Here is an 11,748-nt window from a genome sequence, read left to right as displayed (position 1 = left end):
CGTGCTCGGGGCCGACACCCCCGTCGCCGTCGTCGCGAACGCGTCGCAGGAGGCCGAGGTCGTGCTGCGCGGCACCCTCGCCGACGTCGCCGACCAGGTCGAGGCCGCCGGCCTGCGCCAGGCCGCGGTGATCCTCGTCGGCCCCGCCGTGGCCCGCCCCGACGGCGCGGAGTCCTACCTCTACTCCCCCACCCGCGACCGCACCTCCAAGCGCCGCTGAGCTCCCCCCGGATTCGGAACGTCATCGCCTGTTCTGGCGACGAGAACGGGCGGTGACGTTCCGAAACGGGGGCTGACCGTGCGTGCGGTCAGGCGGGGACCTCGTCGAGGAGGCGGCGGAGGACGTCGGCGAGGGTCACGACACCGATGCCGCGCTCGGTGCGGACGACGGCGAGGTGCTGGCTGGTCTCGCGCATGACCGCGAGGGCCTCGTGCACCGGCGTCGCCGGGTCGAGGTGGAACGGCTCGCGCACCAGGTCGGCCACGCCCTCCTCGGCGTCGCGCACCAGGGTCTCGCGCACGTGCACGACGCCGGAGACCTCCCCGCCGTCGACGACGAGGATCCGCAGGTGCCCGCTGCGCTCCGCCGCGGCCTGCACGTCGGCGACCGTGCTGCCGGGCGGGACCGAGGTGGGCACCGCGCCCGGCTTCAGCAGGTCCGCGACCGTCAGGTCGCGCAGGCCGAGCGCCCGCGACAGCGACGCCGAGTAGCCCGCGTCGAGCGCGCCCACCTCGGCGGAGTGCTTGACCAGGTGGCGCAGGTCGTCGGGCGTGGAGCCGCCCGCGACCGTCTCGACCGGCTGGACGCCGACGACGACGAGGCACCGGTTGGCGGCCTCGTTCAGCAGCGTCAGCACCGGGCGGGTGAACCACATGAAGCCCCGCATCGGGATGGCGAGCATCGTCGCCGACTTCTCGGGGTGCGCGATCGCCCACGACTTGGGCATCATCTCGCCGATCACCAGGTGCAGGAAGGTCATGACGACCAGCGCGATGACGAACCCGGCAGCGTCGGCCACCCAGTACGGCATGCCCCAGCCCTCGAACAGGGGCGTGAGCGCGTAGTGCACGGCGGGCTTGGCGGTCGCGCCGAGCGCCAGGACGCACAACGTGATGCCGAGCTGCGCGCCGGCGAGCAGCACCGTGAGCTCGGACGAGGAGCGCAGCGCTGCGCGGGCTGCGCGGCTGTGCGGGGCGGCGTCCTCGAGCCGGTGGCGCTTGGCCGCCAGCAGCGCGAACTCGATCGCGACGAAGAACGCGCTCGCCGCGATGATCACGACGGTGACCGCGAGGACCACCCAGGGGTTGCTCATCACCGGGACACCTCGGTCTCGTCGGCAGGCTGGGGCGCGACGTCGTCGGCGTCGTCGGACGGCTCCACGTAGGGCCGGACGACCCAGCTGACCCGCACCGACGACGGCACGTAGTGCTCGACCTCGAGGACGTCGAAGCGCAGCCGCGGCGCGGCGGGCTGGTCGTCGAGGACGAGGGTGGCGGCGTCGGGCGGGAGGTCGAGCTCGACGGCGTCGCCGGCCTCGGGCAGGGCACCGGCCTGCGCGATGACGAGGCCGGACACGGTCTCGACGTCGTCGAGCTCGGGCAGGTCGTGGTCGATGACCCGCTCGACCTCGTCGAGCGGGGCGTCGCCGGAGAACAGCCACGCGTCGTCGCCGTCGACCACCGCGAGGGGTCGCTCGTCGTCGTGCTCGTCGGTGATCTCGCCGACCAGCTCCTCCGCGAGGTCCTCGATCGTGAGCACGCCGGAGAGCCCGCCGTACTCGTCGATCACGCAGGCCAGCTGCTGCTTGGCGCGCTCGAGCGTGCGGCGCGCGACGGGCAGCAGCATGACCTCGGGCACGACGACGGGCTCGCGGGCGAGGTCGGCGGCGGTGCCCTCGCGGGCGGTCATGACGTCGACCAGGTGCACGACGCCGACGAGCCGGTCGTCGTCGTCGAGGACGGGGTAGCGCGAGTGGCCGGTCGACATCTGCTCGCGCACGGCGTCGACGGTGTCGTCGGGTCGCACGACGTCGACGCGCGAGCGCGGGATCATGGCGTGCTCGACGTCGCGGCGCGGGAAGTCGATCACGCGGTCGAGGAGCAGGGAGAGGTCGCGCGGGAGGTCGCCGCTCTCCCGGGACTCGGCGACGATGTGCTCGAGGTCGCGCGCGGTCGCGGTGCTGTCGACGTCGTGCACGGGCTCGATCCGCAGCGCCCGCAGAAGGACGTTCGAGGCCTGGTCGAAGAACCAGATCAGCCAGCCGAAGACCGCGAGGTAGAGGTTGGTGGAGCGCGCCAGCCAGCGGGCGACGGGCTCGGGTCGGGCGATCGCCAGGTTCTTCGGGAACAGCTCGCCGAAGAGCATCTGCACGAACGTCGCGAAGACCAGCGCCAGCACCGTGCCGATGCCGATGCCGACCGCGGTGGGCACGCCGACGCCGCCGAGGATGTCGCCGAACGCGCGGCCGATGAGCGGCTCGGCGACGTAGCCGACGAGCAGGCCCGTGACGGTGATGCCGAGCTGGGCGCCGGACAGCATGAACGAGGTGCGGTTCGTGACCGCGAGGGCGCGTTGGGCGCCCTTGTCGCCCTGCGCCGCGAGGGAGTTGAGCCGCGACCGGTCGACCGCCATGTAGGCGAACTCCTGGGCGACGAAGTAGCCCGTCGCGGCGGTGATGGCGAGCACGACCAGCAGGCCGAGCAGCAGGAGGAGGACCGTGATCACCGCACGCGCCTCTCCGGGTCGCGGGTGGTCACGGTCCGGGGACTTCGACTGGGGTCCATGGCTCTCTCTGTGGAGGGTCGGGATCAGTGGGGGAACGAGCCGACGGGCCGGCGAGTTCCCGACTCGCCGATCGTCTCAGCGCTCGACCTCCCGCGCACATCCATGCGTCGTGGACACTTCCGGGGCACTGGCGGCGCCCGCGGCGCCCCGGACGTGTCCAGAAGTCGGGGCGGGTCAGGCCTCGACCGAGCGCGACGTCCAGACGGCGCCGGTGGGGCTGACGCGGGTGCGGGAGGAGCCGACGACGAGCAGGCACTTCATGTCGATGGACTCGGGGTCGAGGTCGGCGAGGGTGGTCACGTGCAGCGACTCCTCGGCGCGGCCGACGTCGCGGCCCACGACCACGACGGTGGACGGGTCGCGGTGCTCGAGCAGGGTCCGCCGCATGTCGGCCACCTGCGTGGTGCGCGAGCGCGAGCGCGGGTTGTAGACGGCGAGGACGAGGTCGGCGTCGGCCACGGCGCGCAGCCGCCTCTCGACGACCGACCACGGCTTGAGCCGGTCCGACAGGCTCATGACCGCGAAGTCGCCGCCGATCGGCGCTCCGGCGCGGGCGGCGACCGCCTGCACCGCCGAGACGCCGGGCACCACACGGACGGTGACGTCGTGCAGGTGCGGCTGAGCCTCCTGCGCCTCCAGCACCGCGGTGGCCATGCCGAAGACGCCGGCGTCGCCGCCGGACACGACGGCCACCCGCTCGCCCGACCTCGCCAGCTCGAGCGCGTGCGTGGCGCGGTCGATCTCGACCGTGTTGCCCGACGCGTGACGCTGCAGCCCCACCCGCTGCGGCACGCGGGCGACGTACGGCGCGTACCCGACGACGTGCCCGACCTGCGCCAGCTCGTCGGAGGCCTCGGGGGTGAGCCAGGCGTCGGGGCCCGGCCCGAGCCCGACGACCACCACCTCCCCCTGGTTCGGAACGTCATCGCCCGTTCCGGGCGAGGAAAGGGGCGATGACGTTCCGAATCGTGGGGACTGCTCGTCGTAGCGGGTGCCGTGGCCGTCGCCGGGGACCACGACGAGGGAGAAGTAGGGGACCGACGTGGGGTCGACGTCGGCGACCGGCAGCCAGCGCTGCTCGGGCATCGAGGCACGCTCGACGTAGAGCGCGGTGTCGAGCCGGCCGGCCTGCTCCAGGGCCGAGCGGACGGCCGGGAACGTGCGGCCGAGCTTCATGATGATGGCGCCGTCGGTGTCGGCGAGGCGTCGCGCCAGCTCCGCCTCCGGCAGCGTGCCCGGCAGCACCGTGAGCACGTCGGTCTGGCGCACCAGGGGCGTCGCGGCCAGTGCCGTGGCCGCCGCGAAGGCCGGCACCCCCGCCACGACCTCGGTCTCGAACTCCTCGGACAACCGGTCGTGCAGGTACATGAACGATCCGTAGAACATCGGGTCGCCCTCGGCCAGCACCACGACGTCGCGACCCGCCGCGAGGTGCTCGCGCAGGCGCTGCGCGCACTCCTCGTAGAAGTCGGCCATCGCCCCCGCGTAGCCGCCGGGGTGCTCCGCCGTGCCGGTGGTCACCGGGTACTGCAGCACCTCCTCCACGACGTCCGCCGGCACGAGGCCGTCGACGATGCGCCGCGCGTTCGAGCGCTTGCCGACCCCCTGGTGGTACGCCACGACGTCGGCCTCGCGGATGAGCCGCGCGGTCTTCAGCGTCACCAGCTCGGGGTCTCCGGGGCCGACGCCCACGCCCCACAGCCGGCCGGTGCTGTCCTGCCGCGGGCCCGCGCCGCTCACTCCTTCTCCTGCGCGAGCGCGTTGAGCGCCGACGCCGCCATGGCGGAGCCGCCGCGACGTCCGCGCACGGTCACGAACGGGACGTCGATGCCGTGCGTCTGCGCGAACGCGGCGAGCGCGTCCTTCGACTCGGCCGCACCGATGAACCCCACCGGCACGCCGACGACCGCGGCCGGGCGGGGCGCGCCGTCGGCGAGCAGCTCGAGCAGGTGGAACAGGGCGGTGGGCGCGTTGCCGATCGCGACGACGGCGCCGTCGAGCCGGTCGCCCCAGAGCGACACGGCGGCCGCGGAGCGGGTCGTGCGCCACTCCCGCGCGAGGTCGGGCACCCGCTCGTCGCGCAGCAGGCAGAGCACGTCGTTGTCCTTCGGCAGCCGTGCGCGCGTGACGCCCGACGCCACCATCGTCGCGTCGCACAGGATCGGCGCGCCGGCCTGCAACGCCTCGCGCGCCGCCGACACGAGCCGCGGGTGCACCACCATGTCGTCGACCAGGTCGGTCTGGCCCGTGCCGTGGATCATCCGCACGGCCACCTTCTCCGCATCGGCCGGGATGCCCGTCAGGTCGGTCTCGCGCCGGATGGTCGCGAAGGAGTCGACGTAGATGGCAGCGCCGCTGCCCTCGTACTCGAAGCGCCGGGTGGGGGGTCTCATGCGGTCTCCCTCGACAGGTCGGAGGTCACGGTCAGGTCGGGCACGACCACGCTGCGCCACGGGGTCACGAGCAGCTCGCCCTCGGCCAGGGCGAGCAGCCGGTCGACGTCGGGCCGACGCAGCACGCCTCCCTCGACCGGCACGTGGACGAACCGACGTCCGTCGTCCTGCAGCCCGGGCCCCTCCGGCAGCGGGAGGGCCCGGACCTGGGTGCGCAGGTCGCGGGCGTGCAGGTCGCCCAGCACGGCCGCGCCCCCACGCGGCAGGTCGTCGACGTGCCACGTGCCCACGTCGGGACGCATGCGCCGGAAGCGGTGGGCCAGCGCGCCCAGCACCTCGGGCAGCGCCTCGAGCGGCACGACCTCGCCCCAGTGCCGACCGGCGCGCACCTGCGCATGACCGTCGTCGACCGCGACGGCGCCGACGTCGAGCGAGCGGTCGACGAGGTCGCCGCGCCCGTCGTCGAGGACCACGAGGAAGCGTGCCGAGAGATCGGCGAGGTCCGGGTCGGCACACACGAGCGCGTCGTAGCGCTCGGCCACGGGCCGCAGGTCGGCCCGACCGCCCAGCCGGCCCGAGAGCGGCGAGACCATCACGTTGCGCACGAGCTCGTGGCTGCGGCTCGGCAGCAGGCCGGTCGACGCGAGGTCGGCCACGACCGGCTCCGGCAGCCTGCCGTCGACCGACGCGATGCCGCGCACCTGCAGGTTGGCGCGACGCGTGAGCCCGACCGTGCCGTCACCGTGCCGCTCCGCGACGTCGAGCAGACGCGCGAGGGCCACCGTGGGCAGCCGGCCGCCCACCAGACGAAGGCGCACCAGCGCACCGTCGTCGGCGATCCACGGCCGGCACACGCCGGGGCACCGGTCGGCGCGCTCACGTGAGCTCGTCACGCCGCCTCCTCACCTGTCCCTCGGGCACGGACGGGGGTCCGGCGGCCTGCCGGACCGCTCCAGGACGGCGTCGATCCTGTCACACCGCTCCCGCACGACGGGGCCGCCGTCCAGGAGAGGAGGGTCACGCGAGCACCCCGGTGAACCTGACGTGCGGCGCACCGTCGACGCTCTGCACCTGCGCGGCGACGCCGTAGACGTCGGCGACGAGGTCGGTCGTGAGCACGTCCGCCGGGCGCCCCGCCGCCCGCACCCGCCCGTCCGCGAGCACGACCAGCGCGTCGCAGTAGCGGGCCGCCAGGTTCAGGTCGTGCAGCGCCATCACCGTCGTGGTCGAGGCGGCCCGCACCAGCTCCAGCAGCTCCAGCTGGTGCCGGACGTCGAGGTGGTTGGTCGGCTCGTCGAGCAGCAGCTCGGTCGGCTCCTGCGCGAGCGCGCGGGCGATCTGCACCCGCTGGCGCTCCCCGCCCGACAACGTCGAGTAGGGGCGCTCCAGCAGGTGCGCGGTGCGCGTGGTCGCCGCGGACGCCTCCACGACGGCGCGGTCGGTGGCGCTCAGCGGCGCCCACGACGGCCGGTGCGGGAGCCGGCCGAGGCCCACGACGTCGCGCACGGTCGGGTCGGTGTCGGTCACGACCTCCTGGTCGACCATCGCGAGCCGGCGCGCCACCTGGCGACGACCCAGGGCAGAGAGGTCGTCGTCGCCCAGGCGCACCACGCCCGACGACGCCGGCCGCAGCCCCGCGAGCAGCCGCAGCAGCGACGACTTGCCCGACCCGTTCGGGCCCAGCAGCCCCACCGTGCTGCCCGGGGCGACGTCGAGGCTCACGCCGTCGACCACGACCTTGCCGCGCACGCCCCACCGCACGTCGACCGCGAGGATGCTCATGCCCGTCCCGCCTCAGCCACGACGCCGCCTCCGCACCAGGATCACGACGAACGCCGGCACGCCCACGAGTGCCGTCGCGACGCCCACCGGCAGCTCCTGCGGTGCGATGACCGTCCGCGCGCCGACGTCGACCCACACCAGGAACACCGCGCCGAGCACCGCCGACACCGGCAGCAGCACGCGGTGCCGCGAGCCGACCACCGCGCGGGCGGCGTGCGGCAGCACGAGCCCGACGAAACCGATCGCCCCCGACGTCGACACGATGACGGCCGTCATGAGCGCGGTGACCACCAGCAGCAGCAGCCGGGTGCGCTGCACGGAGACGCCCAGCGCCGAGGCGGCGTCCTCGCCGAACGTGAACGCGTCGAGCGAGCCCGCCGCGAGCCAGCACAGCAGCAGCCCGACGAGCACGACGCTCCCGCACACCACGACGTCGCGCCACGACGCCGTGCCGAGCGAGCCGAGCAGCCAGAACAGCACCCCGCGGGTCTGCTCCGCGTCGGCCGCGGTGAAGACGATGAACGACGTCAGCGCCGAGAACAGCTGCGTGGCTGCGACGCCTGCGAGGATCATCCGGTCGGTCGTGCCGCCGGCCAGCGTGCCGAGCAGCAGCACCAGGCCGAAGGCCAGCAGCGCCCCGACGAACGCACCGGAGGCGAGCGTCGCGGCCCCGGCACCCACCCCGAGCACCACGATCGCGACCGCACCGGCCGAGGCCCCCGAGGAGATCCCGAGCACGAACGGGTCGGCCAGCGGGTTGCGCAGCAGCGACTGCAGCACCACGCCGCAGAGCGCCAGCCCTGCACCACAGGCAGCCGCCAGCACGGCCCGCGGCAGGCGCAGGTCCCAGATGATCGCCTCCTGGATGCCCGTGAGGCCCGACGGCGCGACGCCCAGCCGCGACAGCGCGACCGCGAACGCGTCGCCCGGGCCGAGACCCGACGGCCCGATCGTCGTCGCGACCGCGATCGAGACCAGCAGGCCCACGAGCGCCGCCGACCACAGGACGGCCGCGCGTCCGGCACGCGCCGGACGCGCGGATCCTGAGGTCGAGGGCGCCGTCCTGCGCAGCGCCGGCGGCAGCAGGGTCACGACGGCTCGTACCCCAGGCCGCGCAGCCCCTCGGCCACCGCCTCGACGGCGTCGACCGTGCGGATCGACGGGTTCAGGGCGGCGCCCGGCAGCAGCACGTAGCGCTTCTCCTGCACCGCGGTCATGCGCCGGGTGACGGGGTTGGACTCGAGGAACGCGATCTTCGCGCGCGCCGACTCCGCGGTCTGGCTCTTGCGCGTCAGGTCGCCGACCACCAGCACGTCGGGGTCGGCGGCGGCGATCGACTCCCAGCCGACCTGCGGCCACTCCGCCCGCTGGTCCTCGAAGACGTTGGTCAGGCCGAGCGCGCGCGTCACGATGCCGGGACCGCCGCAGCAGCCCGCACCATAGGGCGCCTCGGCGTTGGCGAACCAGTAGAAGACCGACACGCCGTCGAACTGCGTCCGCGACGCCGCCTCGAGCCGCTCCTGGAGCGACGACACGACCTCCTCGCCACGCTCCTCGGTGCCCGTCAGCGCGGCGAGGTCGCGCACCTCGGCGTAGATCGTCGACATCTCCAGCGGCCGGTCGCGCGCACCGTCGCCGCCACCGAAGTCGGACTTCTCGCACTCCGCGGCCGACAGGTACGCCGGCACGCCGACGTCGGCCAGCTGCTGCGGCGTCGCGACACCGCCCTCGCTCAGGGTGTTCGCGAACGACGCCGTCACGAGGTCGGGCTCGGTGGCCAGCAGCTCCTCGAACGACGGCGCCTGGTCGGCCAACCGGTCGACCTTCTCGTTCTCGTCGGCCAGCGACGGCAAGATCGGGTCGGTCCAGCCGGCGGCGCCCACCATCCGGTCGGCGAGGCCGAGGCTCAGCAGGATCTCCGTGCTGCCCTGGTTCAGCGACGCGATGCGCTGCGGCGGCGCGTCGACCGTGGTCCGACGGTCGCAGCGCTCGACGCTGGCGGGGAACCCGGCGGCCTCGGCGCCGCCGGCCGACGAGGCCGACGTCGAGGAGCCGCAGCCGGCGAGCAGCGGCGCCGCCAGGGCGGCCGACGCGAGGAGGGAGAGGGGGCGGCGTGGTCGCATCGCGATCCTTCGCTCAGGGGTCCGTGTCGCGAGACCCGTCGGGAGCCCCGCGGCGGACGCCGCGGGTCGCCACCGGGTGTCGGACTCGGGCCGTGGCCCCTACCGTTGCGCGTCAGTCCCGGACTTCGACCGGGTTCCCTCACGTGGCAGCCGCACCGTAGCACCCGGCCCGCCGGGGCCCCGGTCCTGTTCGCCGCGCTCCCTCCTGCCCGGGGCCCGGCACCCCCGCCGCTGCTACGGTGAGCGCGCCAGTCACCCTCGCAGAGGGTCAGGGAACCCGGTGCGACTCCGGGACTGACGCGCAGCGGTGTGGGAGACGTGGCGGGCCACGACGCCACTGGGAGCTCGCTCCTGGGAAGGCGGTCCGTCACCGCGACCCCGAGTCCGAAGACCTGCTGGCCGCCACCCCGCCGGGGCGGCGTCACCCGACACGGGGCTCTCGCGCACGGGGCCCCCGGACCCGAGACGAGACCCCATGTCCTCCCCCGTCGGCGCACGCCTGCGTCGCCCCGCCGCCCTCCTGGCCACCCTCTGCCTCACCGCCCCGCTCGCTGCCTGCGGCTCCCCGTTCTCGCGGCCCGCGAACGACGCCGCCGCGACAGCCGGCTTCCCCGTCACCGTCGAGAACTGCGGGCACGACGTCACCGAGGCGGCACCGCCCCAGCGCATCGTCGCCATCAACCAGCCCGCCACCGAGCTGCTGCTGAGCCTCGGCCTCGCCGACCGGATGGCCGGCTACGGCGTCAGCGACCACGACTTCCTGCCGGGGCTGGAGGCACAGGCCCGCAGGACGAAGGCCCTCGACGCCGAGTTCCCCGGCTTCGAGGCGATGCTCTCGCTCGAGCCCGACCTCGTCTACGCCACCTTCGCCTACGCCTTCACCGGCGAGGGCGTCGCGCCCCGCGCGAAGTTCGACGAGGTCGGCATCCCCACCTACCAGTCCCCCAGCGAGTGCGGCGGCCAGGACGCCCCGCACGAGGAGCCGCTCACCCTCGACGACCTGTACGCCGAGATCGGCGACGTGTCGCGCCTGACCGGTGTCGAGGAGCGCGGCGAGCAGCTCGTCGCCGAGCTGAGGGAGCGCGCGCGGACGGTGACGGTCGACCTCGACGCCGACGACGTGACGCTCGGCTGGTGGTACGCGTCGACGAAGAGCCCCTACATGGCCGGGTGCTGCGGCGCCCCGGGGCTGATGACACGCGCCGTCGGCGCCACGAACGCGTTCGGCGACAACGAGCGGCTCTGGCCCGAGACGAGCTGGGAGTCGATCCTCGACGCCGACCCGACCGTCCTCGTGCTCGCCGACCTCGAGCGCGGTGGCGACGGCGACAGCGCGGAGGCCAAGATCCGCTTCCTCGAGTCCGACCCCGTCGCGCGTCAGCTCACCGCCGTCAAGAAGCGGCGCTACGTCGTCCTCGGCGGCACGACGATGGACCCGTCGATCCGCAACGTCGACGGGATCGAGCAGCTCGCCCAGGGTCTGCGCGACCTGGGCGTCGTGCCCGACGGGCGCTAGCCGAGGACCTCCGACAGCAGCGCGACGTCGCGCAGCAGGAGGGCGGCGGAGCGCACGAGCGGGACGGCCGCGAGCGCGCCACTGCCCTCCCCGAGACGCAGGCCGAGGTCGAGCAGGGGCTCGAGGCCGAGCTTCTCCAGCCCGAGCGACTGTGCCGGCTCGGTCGAGCGGTGCCCGGCGGCGAACCACGCCGACGCGCCAGGCGCGAGGTCGTCGGCGGTGAGCGCGCACGCGACGGAGATCAGCCCGTCGAGCAGCACCGGCACACCGGCCTCTGCCGCCGCGACCAGGAAGCCGACCGTCGCGGCGAGGTCGGCGCTGCCGAGCGCCGCGAGCCGCTCCACGGGGTCGGCCACGCGGTCGCCCGCCCGGTCCAGGGCCGCCTGCACGACCTCGCCCTTGCGCACGAGCGACGCGTCGTCGATGCCCGTGCCGCGACCGACGACCTCCGACCCCGGCAGGCCGAGCGACGCGGCCACCAGCGCGGCCGTCGGCGTCGTATTGCCGATGCCCATGTCGCCCGTGACGAGCAGCTGCGCACCGGCGGCGATCTCCTCCGCCGCGATCGTCCTCCCAGCGGCCAGCGCCCGAGCCGTCTCGTCGGCGGTCAGCGCGTCCTCGACGTCGATCGACCCGCTGCCCCGCCGCACCTTGTGGGCGCGCACCGCGTCGGGCAGGTCGGCGAGGTCGTCGTCGACGCCGAGATCGAGCACGCGCAGGCTCACGCCGTGCTGGGCGGCGAGGACGCTCGCGCCGGCGCGGCCGGCGGCGAACGTGCGGACCATCGCGGGCGTGACGGCGCTCGGGAAGGCGGAGACGCCCGACGCGGTCACGCCGTGGTCGCCGGCGAGCACCACGGCGCGCACGTCATCGACCGGACGCGGCGGCACCTCGCCCTGCGTCGCCGCCACCCAGCAGGCGAGGTCGCCCAACCGACCCAGCGCCCCGGGAGGCGTGGCGAGGCTCGCGAGCCGCTCGCGTGCCGCGGCGTGCACCGCCGGGTCAGGAGGACGGACGGCGGACGGGGTGCTCACGGGCTCGACGGTCACGGGTGAACGGTACGACGTCGTCCCGACGAGCCGCCGGAGCAGGAGGCACCCGCGCTCGCACGGTGAGACGCGCACCACACCCCGGTGGCGCGGACCGCCC

The 11,748-nt window shown here is 74.7% G+C and carries 10 protein-coding genes, 1 pseudogene and 2 riboswitches; of the genes and pseudogenes, 2 read left to right on the top strand and 9 right to left on the bottom strand.

The window, feature by feature from the left end:
- Positions 1-220: pseudogene (locus tag NH339_RS08430) on the top strand (precorrin-4 C(11)-methyltransferase); the annotation flags it as partial.
- A gap of 88 nt (positions 221-308) precedes the next feature.
- Here the strand turns inward: NH339_RS08430 and NH339_RS08425 are convergent.
- The 8 genes from NH339_RS08425 to NH339_RS08390 all read right to left on the bottom strand — a co-directional run bounded on the left by NH339_RS08425 (position 309) and on the right by NH339_RS08390 (position 9,083).
- A complete protein-coding gene (locus tag NH339_RS08425) occupies positions 309-1,313 on the bottom strand; it encodes a hemolysin family protein (protein WP_253024340.1) in 1,005 nt (334 codons plus the stop codon).
- Complete coding sequence (locus tag NH339_RS08420) at positions 1,313-2,725, bottom strand: hemolysin family protein (RefSeq protein WP_253024338.1); 1,413 nt, start codon at positions 2,723-2,725, stop codon at positions 1,313-1,315. Before NH339_RS08420 ends, NH339_RS08425 begins: the two co-directional genes overlap by 1 nt.
- A 234-nt stretch (positions 2,726-2,959) precedes the next feature.
- Positions 2,960-4,525, bottom strand: coding sequence for a precorrin-2 C(20)-methyltransferase (locus tag NH339_RS08415; protein ID WP_253024336.1), 1,566 nt, complete (start codon positions 4,523-4,525; stop codon positions 2,960-2,962).
- A complete protein-coding gene (locus NH339_RS08410) occupies positions 4,522-5,178 on the bottom strand; it encodes a precorrin-8X methylmutase (RefSeq protein ID WP_253024334.1) in 657 nt (218 codons plus the stop codon). The genes NH339_RS08415 and NH339_RS08410 overlap by 4 nt, the downstream gene beginning before the upstream one ends.
- Positions 5,175-6,071, bottom strand: a complete 897-nt coding sequence (locus NH339_RS08405) for a nitrite reductase (RefSeq protein ID WP_253024332.1) — start codon at positions 6,069-6,071, stop codon at positions 5,175-5,177. Before NH339_RS08405 ends, NH339_RS08410 begins: the two co-directional genes overlap by 4 nt.
- Before the next feature lie 124 nt (positions 6,072-6,195).
- A complete protein-coding gene (locus NH339_RS08400) occupies positions 6,196-6,960 on the bottom strand; it encodes an ABC transporter ATP-binding protein (RefSeq protein ID WP_253024330.1) in 765 nt (254 codons plus the stop codon).
- Positions 6,961-6,972: 12 nt separating this feature from the next.
- Entirely contained in the window at positions 6,973-8,052 is a 1,080-nt protein-coding gene (locus NH339_RS08395) for an iron ABC transporter permease (RefSeq protein WP_253024328.1), read from the bottom strand.
- Entirely contained in the window at positions 8,049-9,083 is a 1,035-nt protein-coding gene (locus NH339_RS08390; protein ID WP_253024326.1) for an ABC transporter substrate-binding protein, read from the bottom strand. Before NH339_RS08390 ends, NH339_RS08395 begins: the two co-directional genes overlap by 4 nt.
- A gap of 75 nt (positions 9,084-9,158) precedes the next feature.
- Positions 9,159-9,222, bottom strand: a riboswitch (cobalamin riboswitch).
- 93 nt (positions 9,223-9,315) lie between these two features.
- A riboswitch (cobalamin riboswitch) is annotated at positions 9,316-9,498 on the top strand.
- Between the two features lie 60 nt (positions 9,499-9,558).
- On the opposite strand from NH339_RS08390, the gene NH339_RS08385 reads away from it, so the two are divergent.
- A complete protein-coding gene (locus NH339_RS08385) occupies positions 9,559-10,599 on the top strand; it encodes an ABC transporter substrate-binding protein (protein WP_253024324.1) in 1,041 nt (346 codons plus the stop codon).
- On the opposite strand, the gene cobT is transcribed toward NH339_RS08385, so the two are convergent.
- On the bottom strand, positions 10,596-11,648 hold the full coding sequence (gene cobT, locus NH339_RS08380) for a nicotinate-nucleotide--dimethylbenzimidazole phosphoribosyltransferase (protein ID WP_253024322.1): 1,053 nt from the start codon (positions 11,646-11,648) through the stop codon (positions 10,596-10,598). The genes NH339_RS08385 and cobT overlap by 4 nt on opposite strands.
- Positions 11,649-11,748 lie beyond the last annotated feature (100 nt).

The sequence above is a fragment of the Aeromicrobium sp. CnD17-E genome (assembly GCF_024124745.1).
Lineage (GTDB): Bacteria > Actinomycetota > Actinomycetes > Propionibacteriales > Nocardioidaceae > Aeromicrobium.
Note: the sequence above shows the minus strand (reverse complement) of the source record. Positions and strands in the feature narration are given on the sequence as shown.

Bases quoted from the DNA above. Each gene is read 5' to 3' on its own strand.
- NH339_RS08425 (WP_253024340.1), bottom strand. From the start codon at position 1,313: ATGAGCAACCCCTGGGTGGTCCTCGCGGTCACCGTCGTGATCATCGCG.
- NH339_RS08410 (WP_253024334.1), bottom strand. From the start codon at position 5,178: ATGAGACCCCCCACCCGGCGCTTCGAGTACGAGGGCAGCGGCGCTGCC.
- NH339_RS08400 (WP_253024330.1), bottom strand. From the start codon at position 6,960: ATGAGCATCCTCGCGGTCGACGTGCGGTGGGGCGTGCGCGGCAAGGTC.
- NH339_RS08390 (WP_253024326.1), bottom strand. From the start codon at position 9,083: ATGCGACCACGCCGCCCCCTCTCCCTCCTCGCGTCGGCCGCCCTGGCG.
- NH339_RS08385 (WP_253024324.1), top strand. From the start codon at position 9,559: ATGTCCTCCCCCGTCGGCGCACGCCTGCGTCGCCCCGCCGCCCTCCTG.